Here is a 14,921-nt window from a genome sequence, read left to right on the forward strand (position 1 = left end):
CACGGTGAAAATTATAGAAATCATTATATATGGCTATGGTAAGTTCGAAAATATTACTTTTTCTCTCTCGCACCATTCTCAAGTATTTTTTGGCGAAAATGAGGCAGGAAAGTCAACCATTATGTCTTTCATTCACAGCATATTATTTGGCTTTCCAACAAAGCAGCAGTCAGAACTTCGCTATGAACCTAAAAAAGGGGCTAAATACGGCGGAACATTAACGGTTATCTTTCCGGGGAACCGGAAGGCTGTTATTGAGCGTGTAAAGGGAAAGGCCGCAGGTGATGTTTCAGTAAGTTTAGATGACGGACGTACAGGCAGTGAGGAGCTTTTAAAGGAGCTTTTATCATCCATTGATAAAAATACGTTTCAGGCTGTCTATTCCTTTAATTTACACGGGCTGCAAAATGTTCATCAAATGAAAGGGGAGGAGCTTGGACGGTTTTTATTTTCGACAGGTGTCATTGGTTCAGACAAGCTGGTTAAGGCGGAAAATGACTTAAATAAAGCATTAGACATGCGCTATAAGCCAAATGGCAGAAATCCAGTGCTGAATACAAAGCTGAAGGAATTGCGCCAGGTGTGGAATGAACTGAGAAAAGCAGAAGAAAATAACGGACAGTACATGAATTTAGTCAGAAAACAGGAAGCTGTTGAGCGGCAAATGGAAGAAATGCGGGATCGTGCTGTCAGGCTGTCACGGCAATTAACACGTTATGAGGAAATGATAAAGGCAGAACCGCTTCTGCGACAGGAAAAAATTCTTCGCGAAGAACTAGAACAGACAGGAGATATTACGTTTCCTGAAAATGGACTTGGTCAGCTGGAACATTTACTGGAGCTAAACAGTTCATTGGAAAGAAAAATGGCCATTCTTAGGAAGCGAATGGAAAACTTAAAAGCTGAATTAAACGAAATAGAGCCTAATTTTACCTTGATTGATAAAGAGCAGGAACTTAACAGAGCATCCGAGAGTCTGAAGCTGCTTGAGCAGCGGGAGCAGGAAAATCTGCAGCTCCAGGTCAAGCTGCAGAAAATCGAAGAGGAAATGACATTTTTACAGAGTAAACTTCATCACCATTTCAGGGAGGAGGATATTCTGAATGCAGATACAAGTATTTTTATGCGGGAACAGGCGTCGCAATTAATGGCCAATCAAAAGCGCCTCAATGAAAAAAAACGTGAGCTTGATGAACAGTTTCAAAAAGAGAAAAGCCGATTAGAGGAACTGGAGAACAGCGCCGCAGCGCTGAAAAACGAAGTAATGCCAAAAGATGAACGTCAGAGGCTGGAAGAACAGCTGGCTGCCTCGGGAACAAAGGAAACCGTCTTAGCAAGACTTGAGGAAGTGAAAGAGAGACAATCACTACTTAGTCAATCGCTTAAACAGGCGGAAAATACGAGAAGCAGGGAAAGAAAGCAGTATTTCGTTTTTCTTATTTTGTTTGCCATTCTGATCTTGGGGGGGTGGCTGGCAGATCTGATCGTTATGCTGGCAGCAGGAGGCATGGGATTTTTATTTGCCCTCTTTTTCCTCTGGAAAAACCAATCCCGTTCAGAGGATCACCATCTACAGGAGGAAATTCAAAAATGGCAGAGGGTGGAATCCGAGCACAGGGAAAAGCTGAACAAGCCGGATGAACAGATCGAATGGCTGCGGCAAAATCTGAAACGGGACGAAATGCTGCAGGAACGGTTATATGGACTAATGGTCAAACTTGAGGAACAACAGCTGCAATATGATCGTGTTATTGATCAATTTGAACATTGGGAAAGCGAAATGGCAGAATTGAAAACACAGTTACTTTCGGCCGGCAGGGAGTTGAATATCCCAGAGCGGATTGCCTTGAGCTATCTATTCGATGCCTTTCAAATTGTTGATGATTTAAAACGAAATGTTCAGGAAAAGTTATATATTGTGCAGCAATTATCAGCAAATGAAAATATAATCAAGAACCTGTATGAGCCGCTGCAGCAGTTGACAGCGCAGTTTTTACCCGATGCGCATTTTTCTGTTCAGGAGGCGGTTCTATCCTTAAAGAAAAGGGTCCGCTTCGAATTGGAAAAGAGAATTAAATTTGCGGAGAAAAGGGAGCAGTTCAATCGGCTTGAAGAGGAATTCAAAGAGCTTGAAGCAGAGCGGGAACGTTTAATTCTAGAAAGGAATACCCTTTTGGTCCATGCTGCATGTGACAATGAAGAGCTATTCCGTGAGACAGCGCGCAAAGCGGCCTATCGAAAAGAATTGCTGCAGCAGCTGGAACATGTCTCACTTCAGTTAAAAATGCTTTCACTAAATGACTATGAGCATGGAGAGCTGTTAAATGAAACTCAGCTGGAGACAGTGGTTCATGAAACGAAGGAAAAAATTGAAACAGATACTGAATTACAGAATAAGCTGCATGATGAATTGGCGCAATTAAAATATAAAATTCAATTGCTGGAGGATGGAGGCACCTATGCTGAATTACTCCATCATTTTAAGCTGCTGCAAAGTGATTTGGCACGGGAAGCACGTGAATGGGCCGTGTTTATGACTGCTAAAGAGATGCTGTATAAAACAGTGCAAATCTTTAAAGAAGAACGGCTGCCGAAAATGCTTGGTATGGCTCAAAGATTTTTATCTTTTTTAACAGACGGGAAGTATAAACGGATTATTCCGAAGAGTGAGGGCAGCGGTTTTTTGATTGAAAACAGCAGCCAGGTTCTATTTGAGGCAAATGAGCTCAGCCAGGCAACCACGGAACAAATCTATGTATCCATCCGTTTGGCGCTTGCTGTGACGGTGTATGAGAAATTTAAATTCCCGATCATTATTGATGACAGTTTCGTTAATTTTGATGCCAAAAGAACGGAAAAAATGATGCAGCTGCTTAAGCAGCTGCATGGACATCAGATTTTGTTTTTTACCTGTCACAAACATCTCTTAAAATATTTTAATCAAGAAGATATCATTGTATTGAATCCGATTCATAAGGCAGTTGCCGAAAAATAATCATGTAAAAAGGAGACCTTAAAGAATGTTTACCAGTCTAAGTGTCTCCTTTTTATCATTATTTAATAGCCTCCGTATTTTCATAGCGGCTGTCCAAATAGTCTACGATGTGAATTAAATATCCCTCAAGAGTCTGTGGTTTTGAGACGCAGGAGCCCCATTCAGGGAGTCCGTGATGGCAGAGAATGCAATGAGACATATGGTGAATATCTTCCAATGAAACAGGGATAGATTCGGATTCTATAACTTTTGTGAGCATGAGCACCCCATATGGAATATGACCAATCATCACTCCTAATTCATCCATAATAATCCCCGTTTGCTTTCGGCTTGCTAAATGAGCGGTATTTGCTGTCGGATATAGAAAGTTAAACTCTGCGAATTTTTTTCCGGCATGATCATATTCGAATATTTTTCCGATGTCATGAAAGAGGATGCTTGTCAGCAGCAAGTCATATTGTGGAACGGAATCCTTAAAGGGCATCATCCCGTAAAACATCGTATATAAATGATCAATTGTATCTTTCCAAACAAGCTGCTGTAGTTTGACCTCATCAGCATTCAACTGGGTCCAAATGTCTCGTTTATGGGCCTTTTCAACACAATTAATCAGCTTGAGTACTGCCTGATAGTGGTCTTCTTCAAATTTAACAACGTAGCGGGTAAATCTCATTAAGCCCACTGTATGCTTCAATAATCCTCCCAAATAATTATGATGATGTCCTTTTGCGGCAGGTCTTATTGAAAATTGATCCCAAAAGCGGCGCAGTGCAGCGAAGGAAATCTCTTTAAAGGGAGATTCCAATTCCTGAAGATAAGAAACTAATTCAACAGTCAATTCCTTCAGGTCTTGCCTTGTATAGGACAGCAGAGAAAAGGGGTTTATCTCCCCGGTGCAGGGCTGAATCCTGTTGATGGTCAGAGATTTATGACCGCGGTAATCATCCACCTTTGCTTCAATATCGAAAACAGAGTATTCCTCCAGTAAAGAAATGGTTTTTTCAACAGAGCCTTGATTATCCCACATTTTCGTGTTAATCGTTCCGGCATTATTGGAAAATCTCATTTTTAAATATTGTTTATTTGTCTTTGTTACTTCCACACTGTATTCATTCAGCAGTAGACGTACTTTCACATTACTGCCGCCGGCCTCTTCCTGTATTTGAAATAGTTCTTCGCCATCCGGCAGCCTTGGCGGCGGAAATTCTCTAAGAATTTTTTCTTTATCCTCAGCGGAAGCTTCGTATTGAACCGGTATAAATTGATAAAAATAGGTTTGTGTTTGTTGTTCAGACATTATATCACTCCAATATGAAGTTACTTGTAATACAGTTATATACTTGACTCTACCATTTTACATCATTTTCAAGGTGCTATTACAACTGATATGTTTTTTCAAAGCTAATATTCGAATCTAATAGTGAAAATAACATAGAAAAGATGGACATAACAAAAGGAAATGATTCATAAAATATAGGGATATTCAAAAAATGAGGTGAATAATATGGATCTGCCATTTTGGATTTATTTTGTTGTGGCTGGAATCATGACTAGTGCTTATATGGTGATTAAAACCGGAAGGGAAGATAGACGTGTCGAAGAGGAAATAATCGAACGGGAAGGGCAAATATATATGGAGCGGTTAGAAAAGAAACGTTCTGAAAAAAAGGAAATGGAACACGGTTGATGCTAAATGAAGGGGCTGTCCCATAAAAAACATCTATGATGTGGACAACCCCTTTGATAAGGATAACGATTATTTCTTTTCTTCTGTTGCTTTGTCGCTAGATTTTGCATCTGTACCCTGAATGACACCCTGCAGATCTTTGTCGTTAATTTTTACGTTAGCAGATTTCATTTCATTATCCATTGCTTTTTGGACGCTGGCTTGATCTATCTTGGACAACTTTAATTGATATTCCATCTCATCTTTAACATCAGCAAATTTTTCTTTTGGCTTTTTATCAAGTAATTGAATGATATGGTAGCCATATTGTGATTGAACAGGCTCACTAATCGCATTTTTCTCTAATGCATAAGCCGCTGCTTCAAATTCGGGAAGCATTTTACCTGGTCCAAACCAGCCAAGATCTCCGCCTTTTGCCGCTGTCCCTGTATCTGTAGAGTATTCCTTCGCTAAATCCTCAAATTTACCGCCGGCATCAAGCTTAGCTTTCACTTCTTTTGCCGTAGCTTCATCAGCAACTAAAATATGACGTGCTTTGATTTCCGGTTTGTATTCCTTGTCGTAATATTCTTTCACATCTTTTTCTGATACTTTGACTGATTTAAGAGCGGCTTTTTCCTGAAGCATGCTTGTTTTGACTGCCGCTTTAAACGCAGCTTCATCTTTATAACCATATTGAAGCAGGGCCATTTGGAAGCTGTCACCTAATTGCGTTTTAATTTCATTAAACTTTTTATTTAATTCTTTATCGGATACTTCGTATTTGTCTGCAAGGACTTTTTCGTACAATAGTTCTTGCAGGGTGGCTTGTCCGTATTTATCCTTCATTGCTTCGTAAAGCTCATCTTTTGTAATTTTTCCAGCGTCCGATTCCACTACTGCTTCCGAACTGTTGCAGGCTGTTAATGCTAATACCCCAGCAGCAAGTGAAAGAGATAAGATCCATTTTTTCACGTAGAAACACTCCTAATTTAAATTGTAGTCATGCTTAATCAACAAAGAATACTATATCATAAATTCGAATTAGAACAAATATTTACCACTTTGCCTTCATGATTTTTTTGAAATCTAGGTATTTAACCTATCCCCAATTTTCCCTTACTTCATATGATAAGACAAAGAGGAAAGGGGGTTAGGATGATGGGTTACGCATGCGGTGGAGGTTTCGCATTAATCGTTGTGCTGTTCATTTTATTAATTATTGTGGGGGCTTCCTTTATTTAAAGTAACAAGTTACTAATAATTCATTTCTGAATATGTTGTATGAGCTGGGAGAGGAATCCTTAAAGGAGGTGTTAATATGGGTGGAGCCGCATACGGTGGAGGATTTGCGTTAATCGTAGTCCTATTTATTTTGTTAATTATTGTTGGAGCAGCGTGGCTGTAAGATAATAAATTATCCATTCAGCAAGAAAGAAAGCGGTGAGAACCCTCTCACCGCTTTTCTAATTCAAGCAAATAAAATTTCTACATAAGATGAAATTAATAAAATGGTCACCAGAATGTTGATTGTGTGAAATACTTTTGGGTGGCGTTCCTCAGGGATCTCCTTTTGAAGACATAGAGTATTTGTCATTTTATTAATATAGAACAAAATAAAGCAGGCAAATAAAATAAAAATGGAGATCATTAATCGTTCCTCCCTTTGAGAGGCGTTTGTAATTGCGTGAAGCTACAAATTCACCTATAGAAAATGACTATGTGTTTACATTAGCAAATAATTGCTAAAAAAGATAGTTTTAATTTGCACCATTTAATAGACTGCCTTTTTGCGGGTGTTCTCTATAGAAAGATTAAATGAATTTTTGTGTCTGTCTTAATAAAATATCGAAGCCGTTTTCAGTCTCTTCAATATATGCCCGATTTGGTGCCGTTAAGACATTTTTAGTACAAATAAAATCTGACACACAGATGCCAATATGGTAGGCTAATAGAATAATCATATAATGTACATAATGACTAAAAAAGTAACAGGAAATCAACAGCAGCGTATTGATCATAAAAAATGGCGTAATTAATGAAAGTAGGAACATCCATTTTGGGATTGGTTCATTCACTCTGATATGAATCTGAGGGAAAATACGATACTTCATCACAAATGACTTTTTAACCTTTTTGCCTAAATGTAAAAGGGGCAATAAATGGAAAAACTTATGGATAAAGAACATAAGCCAGAGACAGGTTAAAAATAGTACGAAATGGTTATCATAAAAAGCCTTTGGTACAAAAACATATGTGGCAGGAACAAAAAGAAAAATAAACGCAAACAACATGGTTAAGGAAGACAGAAAAAATACTCTTTTTGCTCCATATTGTTTATGAATATTAATCGCCTTCCAGCAATTCATCCGATCAGCCTCCGTTAGGAGATATTAAAAAACGTTAACTTACTAGGATAATGTACGATAAGAGTTTAAAAAAATCAATAGAAAAAAAAGCTTTTCATGATGTAATATAAAAAGGGAATCATTTGCAGGATGATTCATGCAGGTATTTAATGAATATGATATTTCAATAATAAAGCGGGGAAGAGAGTATATGGAGTCTATTTTAGCGAGAATAAAACTTCTTGAATATCATCAATCTCTATTACTTAAAATGATCTCAAAATCAACGGATCAGTTCTATAAACTGATTATCGAAAAGGGCCTGGGGGAGGAAGAGGTTCGAAAATTCCAAAAAAAATGTGATGCATTGAGCATAAAGTTTGAAGAACAAAAAGCGGAAGGTTTTGTTTATTTTCATCCGCTTTTTAAGGAATTTTCCATGAATCTGCCTCCCAAAATACAGGCTGAAGAAGTCATTGAAGCATGTATAAGACAAGGCTTATATTTACCATTAATGTCAGAGTTTAAAAAGTATGTGTAATCAGTTACACCAATTCTGTTTCTTCCAAACATTCTTTTTTTCTCAGTTTGCCATCCTCTTCATTAAATTCATTTTCAATATTGTTGAATGATTTTTCAAATATCTCCATAAAGTCATCGCCGTAGATATTTCGGACAATGGTCATCATTTCGATGATTTCAGGGAATTTCCCGAAAATTTCCTTTAATGGCACCGATGCTTGAAATGCCGCATTTTGTTCCGGATCGTATCCTTCAACAATTTGGTGAAATACCTTTTCTCCTTCTTCGGTCAATTGGATATACGTATTCCTTTTATCATTTTCCTTTTTTGAAAATGTCAAAAGTCCGCGTTCTTCTAACTTTTTTGAAAAATTAAACGCTGTTGATACATGCATAACCCCAAATTTTGCCACATCCGAAATGGATGCACCGCCTAAATGATAAGCAATCCATAAAATATGATGCTCATTAATATTCAAATCAAATGGCTTAATCCATTGCTGCCAATCCTTTTCAACTGATTTCCATAAAGCTTTGCTTAGCTGGCCAATGCGCTGACTAAATAACAGAGCCTCTTTTACTGAAAATTCTTTTTCTCCCATCCTCTTAATCACCCTTTTTATTATAACTGTAATTTCATTATGCCAATAAAATAAAAAATAATAAAGTCAAAAAAATGCTAATTTTTTAGATTATTATATCTTCCTCCATACGTTAGTAATTTCACAAAAAAGTTATCACTATTTTCATAGTATATTTATTTCCTCTTTCATGGTGAAATTCCTGCTTTTTGGAAAAGAATATTTTCTAAACAGTGCGAATGTTATAAAATTTTAGTGTTATCGGCATTATTTTTCCTTTTTATCCGAAAATTAGCCTAGATTATTCTGTCGAATTTTCGGTGTTTGTGTGTTTGTGCCTTTTTATCTGAGATTCAAGGGTCCGAATGCTTAATTCTATCGCATTTAATTCTTTTTTTAGGTCTTCTTGATGCGGTTCGATTTTCTTTTCCCAGTCGGTTAAAGCTATCTTTAGATCAGAGACAAAGCTTTTTATCGGATCTGTACTTTCAAGAGATGCTGTTTTTATTGATTCGCTTAAATCGTGAAGACTTTCCTTTATCTCAGATAAATGACTCATCCAAACTTTTGTCTGATCTGCCAGAACCTGCCTTGTTTCTTTTCCTGAAGCTGGTGCAGCAAGTAATGTACAGGCAGATACTGTGATTCCTCCGACAAAAAAGCCGAGTAAAAAGTGTTTTCTATTCAATCAGATCACCACCCGAAAAGTTTTATCCCCATACTATAACTTTCTGCAAAAAGGGAAAATTTCCTCCAAAAAGACAGAAATATTATTCTAATAAAAAATAATAATCCTGGACGAAAGAGAGTAGGATAAGAAAAAACCCGTCGTGTGACGGGTTTTATGTGGATCCAGCCTATTTTAGAAGGCAGGCTCCTTCTTATTGACTAATAGTCTGTTGCCTATTCCCGGTAAGATTCGTGCGTTTTAAAATAGATGCTGCTACTGGATACAATACAATCATAACAATGGTATTCACCGCTGCTGCCGGTAAGACAACGGAAGCAAATAGTGCGGCAAACGGTCCAGGTAATTCGGCAATCAACAGAGCTGAGCCTAAGAAGACTGTTCCGGAAATAATGGTTCCAACTGCAGTCAGCACAGCAACGGAAATGATTGATTTATTGTATTTGTTGAACGCAAGGAACAAAGCAAAAAACACAAATGATGTAACAAGCTTATCGATTATATTCGGAATTTGACCGGCAGGGAAGGAAGTTGTTAATGCTGAAATAATCCCAGTAGCCAATCCAAGAAGCAGGACGCTTTTCTTATCAGGAAATAAAATAATTCCCAAGAACATCATCGTTAACATCATATCCGGTTTCATGCCTAGGAAAAATCCCGGTACAACAGTGTGCAGTACCGCACCCATTCCCACAAGAAGGGCTAGGACAACAAGTTTTTTTGTATTCATTTCTCATCTCTCCTCAACTATGCTAAGTCTTTGCTTTTCCTGCAGTGCACTCATTGCCTGCAGCGAAAACTTGTTATTATTATATCATGATAACGATTTAAATGTTAATAATTTTTTCTGAATTCATTCATGAATTGAGCAAGTCGTTCAACATTTTCTACGGGCACAGCATTGTAAATAGACGCGCGGCATCCTCCGATAGAACGGTGTCCATTTAAGCCAACAAATCCAGCTTCTTTTGCCTGTGCTAAAAAGGCTTTTGAAGCTTCATCAGAATTTAATGTAAACGTAACGTTCATGTTCGAACGGCTGTCAACGTCAGCATGGCCGTTATAGAAGCCTTCGCTGTTATCAATTTCGTTATATAGAAGTGCTGCTTTCTCGTTATTTCTTTTGGCAATTGCCTCAAGACCGCCTTCATTTGTTACCCATTTAAGAACAAGGGATAGCAGATAAATACCAAAAGTTGGCGGTGTGTTATAAAGTGAATTGTTTTTCGCATGTGTATTATAGTTCAACATGGTTGGCAGGCTGTCGTTTGCACGGCTTAATAAATCCTTTTTGATAATGACTACTGTAACACCTGAAGGACCGAGATTTTTTTGTGCTCCGGCGTAAATCAGGTCAAATTGTTCGATGTTCAGCGGTTTGCAAAGAATGTCAGAGGACATATCAGCTACAAGAGGTACATTTAAACCAGTTGGGAATTGCTGCCATTGTGTACCGTAAATAGTGTTATTGCTTGTAATGTGAAGATATGCTGCATCGCTTGGAATAGAAGCACTATCAAGCGCCGGGATATTTTTATAGCTGTTTTCTTTACTGGAAACGGCTACAGCTGTCTGACCGATTTTTTGCGCTTCTTTCAGTGCTTTTTCAGACCATGATCCAGTCAAAGCGTAGTAAGCTGTTTTGCCTTCTTGAAGCAGGTTCATTGGCACCATTGAAAATTGCAGGCTGGCACCGCCTTGCAGGAAGAGAATTTCATAATCTTCCGGAATAGATAGAAGGGAAGTTAATAATGATTTTGCTTCATTATGAACTGCTTCATAGTCTTTGCTGCGGTGGCTCAGTTCCATTACAGACATGCCTGTATCTCTAAAGTTAAGCAATTCTTTTTGCGCTTCTTGCAGAGCCCACTCTGGAAGAGCTGCAGGACCAGCGTTGAAATTAAATGCACGATTCATCTTTTTAGTTCCTCCCTATGTTTAACACATTTACCCGCCATGTTCATTTTTTCACATCAGTATGGTGTAAATGCTTTGCTTATTTTTAACATAATAGTATCAGAAAATGTCGAAATGTACAGAAAGAATCAAATATTTTTACTCATTTAAGAAAAAAATTCTCCGAAAAGGGAGAATTTTAAAGTTTTTCTTTGATTTCTGCAGCCATTTTCTGCAGGTCCTCGAAGCTGTAGTCACTTTGGTTATTTTTCCAAACGGCACCAAATCCATCACCTTTTCCATAGCGGGGGATGAGGTGGACGTGATAGTGGAATACAGTCTGTCCGGCCGCTTCGCCATTATTATTGACCATGTTCAAACCAATAGGGTTATAAACAGCCTTTAGCGCATTGGAGATTTCAGGTACTGCCGCAAAAATATTCTTAGCGCTTTCTGGAGTTAATTCAAATACGTTTTCTTTATGTACTTTTGGAATCACAAGTGTATGTCCTTTTGTTACTTGACTAATGTCAAGAAAAGCCATGACATGTTCATTTTCGAAAACCTTTGCAGACGGAATTTCACCTTGGGCAATTTTACAAAAGATGCAATCGCTCATTTATTTCATTCCTTTCCAGATAGAGTAATTTCTAAATATTGTACCATAAGATGGAAGCTTTTAAAAAGCGGGTGTTAAGACGAAAGGGGTAAGGTAAAAAGGAGAAAAGGCAGGATTCGCATAGAATCCCGCCCTTCTGCAGGGGAATATTACATATACCTACGTTCTATTTCAGGTTATTTTCTGCCGTAAACACCTCATTTTTCGTTTTAGTAAAAAATGCTTGTGTTTATTTAGAAACTGATCCTTTGTTCAAGCTAACCATCCCCTATTTCTTTTCAGTTTTTTACAACTTTAGGAAAGTTGGGTTACGTTATCTTTGATAAACACCTCATTTTCAAATATGTTTGAAACTATCGGTGTATAAGATCATTACGGTCGTGCATTACAACCATCCCCTTATAGAATCGTTGTTAAGCATATGGGTACCAAAATGAACTTGTCTTTAACAGACACCTCATTTCAATGGTTGATGATGTAAATCATCTTTTGTTTTCCCCTACATAAATTAGAATGTCCGCTTTACAAAAAATATATACTAGCTTTACAAATTTTTTTTGAAAAGTGATGAACTGGCCCTCAAACTAGACAAGATGCAAAGCTATTTCTTACAATAAGACTAACCTAACCTAGAGAAGGAAGGAAATGGATGCATGTCACTGTTGCAAATTAAAAACGTTACAGGCGGGTATACAAGAAACCCTGTCTTAAAAGATGTTTCTTTGCAGGTAAATGAAGGAGAACTTGTCGGCTTAATTGGCTTGAATGGGGCTGGTAAAAGTACAACAATCAAACATATTATCGGGCTGATGGAGCCGCACAAAGGTGAGATCACCATCAAAGGCAAGACGATTGATGCGGACAGGGAGGAATACCGAAGACAGTTTACCTTCGTTCCTGAAACGCCTGTTCTTTATGAGGAATTAACCTTGGATGAACATTTAAGACTGACGGCAATGGCTTATGGATTAAAGGAATCTGTTTATAAGGAAAGAATCGCTGGTTTGCTTCATGAATTTCGCATGGAAAAAAGGCTCAAGTGGTTCCCGGCGCATTTTTCAAAAGGGATGAAGCAAAAGGTAATGATTATGTGTGCTTTTCTTATCCAGCCGTCCCTTTATATTGTTGATGAACCATTTGTCGGGCTCGATCCGTTAGGGATTCAATCATTACTGGATTTAATGAAGAAAATGAAGGAAAATGGTGCCGGAATTCTGATGTCGACTCATATATTAGCGACGGCTGAACGTTACTGTGATCGGTTTGTGATTTTGCATGAAGGAAAGGTACGGGCACATGGTACGCTTGAGGAGCTGCGCAAGGAATTTGCCATGCCGGGTGCAACACTTGATGATTTGTATATTGAACTGACAAAGGAAGAAGATTATGTTTGATGAAAAACTGCTCTGGAAGGAACGCTTCAGCCGGACAAGCAGGGAACTGTCCCGTTACCTTCGCTATATTTTCAACGGTCATCTCGTTATTGTTCTTGTCTTTCTCCTTGGTTCAGCTGCCTATTATTATCAGGAATGGCTGAAAGTAATACCTGACAACTTTCCGGCTGCGATTATTATGGCTGCTGCGATAGCATTTCTGTTAACCCTAAGTCCGATATTCACTTTTATGTCAGAAGCAGACAGAATTTTTCTTATCCCATTAGAAACATCCTTAAACGGTTACTTTAAAAAGTCGCTCTTCATCAGCTTTACTTTGCAGCTTTATTTGCTGGTAATCGGTTTAGCAGTATTAATGCCGCTTTATGCTGCTGTCAATAATGGGGATTTTAAAAGTTTTTTCTATTTTTTAGCTGCTGTTATTGTGGTTAAATATGTCAATCTTTTGCTCCGCTGGCATGTACAATACTACCAAGAGAGTACTGTTCTTAAAACGGACTCGCTGATTCGCTTTTGTGTCAATCTTGTTTTTCTCTATTTGTTATTTTCCAATGCTCCCTTGTATTTTACCATTGTGCCATTTGTGATTCTGTTGGGTCTATATATGTATTATAAGGGGCAGACAAAAGGAAAAGGACTGAAATGGGAATTTTTAATCAAGCAGGATGAAAAAAGAATGACATCCTTTTATCGCCTGGCTAATTTATTTACCGATGTTCCGAAGCTTAAAAGTGCGGTGAAGAGAAGGGAGTGGCTCGACTTTCTGCTGGCTAAAATCCCTTTTCAACAAGACCAAACCTTTACCTACCTTTTGGCGCGAACGTTTTTACGTTCCGGGGATTATTTCGGTCTGCTTCTGCGTTTGACCATTATTGGCGCTGGTGCGCTTTATTTTCTTGCTTTTGGCATTGGACAGGTTGTCTTGGTGGTTCTGTTCCTATATTTAACAGGATTTCAGCTGCTCCCATTGTGGAAGCATCATCAATATCATTCACCGCTGGAATTATATCCAATCAGTTCCGAGGAAAAGGAGCGAAGCTTTCTTTCGCTTCTTCGTATCGTGTTATTCATCCAGACGGTTTTTTTATCTGCAGCGGTTCTTGCCGGCGGCCAGATAGCAACAGCTGCCATTAGTCTCATTGCGGGAATTATCTTCACTGTCTATTTTATTTCGCTATACAGTCAAAGAAAGATAAAGAACGGATAATTTTCTGAAACGAACTGCCTGCCTAATGCGTATGTTCATTTAGAAGGAGTGAAACCTGATGGATCAATACGAAGTGCAGGTCAATGATGAAGTGCTGGTATGGAAACGTAAAATATTGAAAAGACCTAAGATGGTTCAGCGTTTGACAAAGCAGGCACAAAGCAAAATCAATGAAAAGATTCCTGATAAGGCACATGAGATCGTAACGGAAGGGATAAAAAATTTCGTAAAAATGACCTTAACCGGTTCAGAAATGACAACGAGAAAAAATTATGGTTCGGATTTAACACTGGAAGACCGGGATAAGCTGCTTAATGAGAAGTTATCCGTCTATCGCCGAACGGCCGTTATTGAAGGAGCGGGAACAGGGGCTGCCGGACTCTTAGTCGGTCTGGCCGACTTTCCACTGCTGATGACCATTAAAATGAAGTTTTTATTTGAAGCAGCTACTGTTTATGGCTATGATATAAAAAAGTATGAAGAACGTATTTTTATCCTTCAAGTGTTCCAGCTGGCTTTCTCCAGCTTGGAAGTCAGGAAGGAGACGCTTGAGACAATCGAGAATTGGGAGGAGCGCAAAGCCGCTTTGCTTGACTTGGATTGGCGCGGGTTTCAGCAGGAATACCGTGACGCACTCGATTTTGTCAAAATGCTGCAGCTTGTCCCGGGAATTGGAGCGGTTGTAGGGGCACTGGCTAATTATAATTTGCTGGACCAATTGGGGGAAACGGCGAAGAATTGCTATCGTCTTCGCCTTCTTAATGAGAAAACCTGATAAAAGGAGTCTGACTTCCGAATGATCATACACGCGGATTCAGGCTCTTTTTTGCAGGTAAGGTTTCTGGACACGGTTTAATGTCCAGCTCCAGCGCCTAGTGTACTTCACCCTTCCTCCCTACGATAAGTCAACATCGAATCGCACTGTCGTGCTCTTCGTGTTTCCTTTATCTCAGTCCGGAGTGCTCCAGTCCATACGTCGCTGAGCAAGGCGCTTACGCTTTTCTA

At 38.7% G+C, this 14,921-nt stretch carries 17 protein-coding genes; 8 read left to right on the plus strand and 9 right to left on the minus strand.

Features of this window, described 5'->3' with window-relative positions; genetic code table 11:
- Nucleotides 1-4 precede the first annotated feature (4 nt).
- The gene (locus HNR53_RS00335) at nt 5-2,995 is read left to right on the plus strand and encodes an AAA family ATPase (protein ID WP_184521379.1); all 2,991 of its coding nucleotides are present in this window, start codon (nt 5-7) and stop codon (nt 2,993-2,995) included.
- A gap of 58 nt (nt 2,996-3,053) precedes the next feature.
- Here the strand turns inward: HNR53_RS00335 and HNR53_RS00340 are convergent, their stop codons facing one another.
- Nucleotides 3,054-4,292 (minus strand): HD domain-containing protein, encoded by a 1,239-nt coding sequence (locus tag HNR53_RS00340; RefSeq protein WP_184521381.1) that lies wholly within the window; start codon nt 4,290-4,292, stop codon nt 3,054-3,056.
- 207 nt (nt 4,293-4,499) lie between these two features.
- Here HNR53_RS00340 and HNR53_RS00345 point away from each other — a divergent pair, with 207 nt between their 5' ends.
- Nucleotides 4,500-4,682 carry a sporulation YhaL family protein gene (locus tag HNR53_RS00345; protein ID WP_184521384.1) on the plus strand — a complete coding sequence of 61 codons (183 nt, stop codon included), beginning with the start codon at nt 4,500-4,502 and terminating at the stop codon, nt 4,680-4,682.
- Nucleotides 4,683-4,751: 69 nt separating this feature from the next.
- On the opposite strand, the gene HNR53_RS00350 is transcribed toward HNR53_RS00345, so the two are convergent.
- Nucleotides 4,752-5,636: a peptidylprolyl isomerase gene (locus tag HNR53_RS00350; protein WP_184521386.1), complete on the minus strand. Its 885-nt coding sequence runs from the start codon at nt 5,634-5,636 to the stop codon at nt 4,752-4,754.
- A gap of 153 nt (nt 5,637-5,789) precedes the next feature.
- On the opposite strand from HNR53_RS00350, the gene HNR53_RS00355 reads away from it, so the two are divergent.
- Together HNR53_RS00355 and HNR53_RS00360 are read left to right on the plus strand one after the other, a co-directional pair.
- Nucleotides 5,790-5,906, plus strand: a complete 117-nt coding sequence (locus HNR53_RS00355) for a YjcZ family sporulation protein (RefSeq protein WP_377802067.1) — start codon at nt 5,790-5,792, stop codon at nt 5,904-5,906.
- Nucleotides 5,907-5,982: 76 nt separating this feature from the next.
- Nucleotides 5,983-6,069 carry a YjcZ family sporulation protein gene (locus HNR53_RS00360; RefSeq protein ID WP_184522704.1) on the plus strand — a complete coding sequence of 29 codons (87 nt, stop codon included), beginning with the start codon at nt 5,983-5,985 and terminating at the stop codon, nt 6,067-6,069.
- A 63-nt stretch (nt 6,070-6,132) separates the two neighbouring features.
- Here the strand turns inward: HNR53_RS00360 and HNR53_RS23120 are convergent, their stop codons facing one another.
- The gene (locus tag HNR53_RS23120; RefSeq protein WP_246439145.1) at nt 6,133-6,312 is read right to left on the minus strand and encodes a hypothetical protein; all 180 of its coding nucleotides are present in this window, start codon (nt 6,310-6,312) and stop codon (nt 6,133-6,135) included.
- Between the two features lie 163 nt (nt 6,313-6,475).
- Nucleotides 6,476-7,030, minus strand: coding sequence for a DUF3267 domain-containing protein (locus tag HNR53_RS00365; protein ID WP_184521388.1), 555 nt, complete (start codon nt 7,028-7,030; stop codon nt 6,476-6,478).
- A gap of 136 nt (nt 7,031-7,166) precedes the next feature.
- On the opposite strand from HNR53_RS00365, the gene HNR53_RS00370 reads away from it, so the two are divergent.
- A complete protein-coding gene (locus HNR53_RS00370; protein ID WP_246439147.1) occupies nt 7,167-7,550 on the plus strand; it encodes a DUF1878 family protein in 384 nt (127 codons plus the stop codon).
- A 4-nt stretch (nt 7,551-7,554) separates the two neighbouring features.
- Here the strand turns inward: HNR53_RS00370 and HNR53_RS00375 are convergent, their stop codons facing one another.
- From HNR53_RS00375 to HNR53_RS00395, 5 genes are all read right to left on the minus strand, one after another.
- Complete coding sequence (locus HNR53_RS00375; protein WP_184521390.1) at nt 7,555-8,133, minus strand: HTH-type transcriptional regulator Hpr; 579 nt, start codon at nt 8,131-8,133, stop codon at nt 7,555-7,557.
- 280 nt (nt 8,134-8,413) lie between these two features.
- The gene (locus HNR53_RS00380) at nt 8,414-8,800 is read right to left on the minus strand and encodes a YtxH domain-containing protein (protein ID WP_184521393.1); all 387 of its coding nucleotides are present in this window, start codon (nt 8,798-8,800) and stop codon (nt 8,414-8,416) included.
- Between the two features lie 193 nt (nt 8,801-8,993).
- Nucleotides 8,994-9,530, minus strand: coding sequence for a tryptophan transporter (locus HNR53_RS00385; RefSeq protein ID WP_184521395.1), 537 nt, complete (start codon nt 9,528-9,530; stop codon nt 8,994-8,996).
- A 104-nt stretch (nt 9,531-9,634) separates the two neighbouring features.
- Nucleotides 9,635-10,717: a 3-phosphoserine/phosphohydroxythreonine transaminase gene (gene serC, locus HNR53_RS00390; RefSeq protein ID WP_184521397.1), complete on the minus strand. Its 1,083-nt coding sequence runs from the start codon at nt 10,715-10,717 to the stop codon at nt 9,635-9,637.
- Between the two features lie 178 nt (nt 10,718-10,895).
- The gene (locus HNR53_RS00395; RefSeq protein WP_184521399.1) at nt 10,896-11,315 is read right to left on the minus strand and encodes an HIT family protein; all 420 of its coding nucleotides are present in this window, start codon (nt 11,313-11,315) and stop codon (nt 10,896-10,898) included.
- Between the two features lie 653 nt (nt 11,316-11,968).
- Between HNR53_RS00395 and HNR53_RS00400 the strand changes: the two genes are divergently transcribed.
- From HNR53_RS00400 to HNR53_RS00410, 3 genes are read left to right on the plus strand one after another with little or no spacing between them, the layout of a single operon-like run.
- Nucleotides 11,969-12,709 carry an ABC transporter ATP-binding protein gene (locus tag HNR53_RS00400; RefSeq protein ID WP_184521401.1) on the plus strand — a complete coding sequence of 247 codons (741 nt, stop codon included), beginning with the start codon at nt 11,969-11,971 and terminating at the stop codon, nt 12,707-12,709.
- Nucleotides 12,702-13,916: an ABC transporter permease gene (locus tag HNR53_RS00405; protein WP_184521403.1), complete on the plus strand. Its 1,215-nt coding sequence runs from the start codon at nt 12,702-12,704 to the stop codon at nt 13,914-13,916. The genes HNR53_RS00400 and HNR53_RS00405 overlap by 8 nt, the downstream gene beginning before the upstream one ends.
- A gap of 58 nt (nt 13,917-13,974) precedes the next feature.
- Nucleotides 13,975-14,691 (plus strand): EcsC family protein, encoded by a 717-nt coding sequence (locus tag HNR53_RS00410; protein WP_184521405.1) that lies wholly within the window; start codon nt 13,975-13,977, stop codon nt 14,689-14,691.
- The last annotated feature ends 230 nt before the right edge of the window (nt 14,692-14,921 follow it).

Source organism: Bacillus benzoevorans, from assembly GCF_014207535.1.
GTDB lineage: Bacteria > Bacillota > Bacilli > Bacillales > Cytobacillaceae > Bacillus_BD > Bacillus_BD benzoevorans.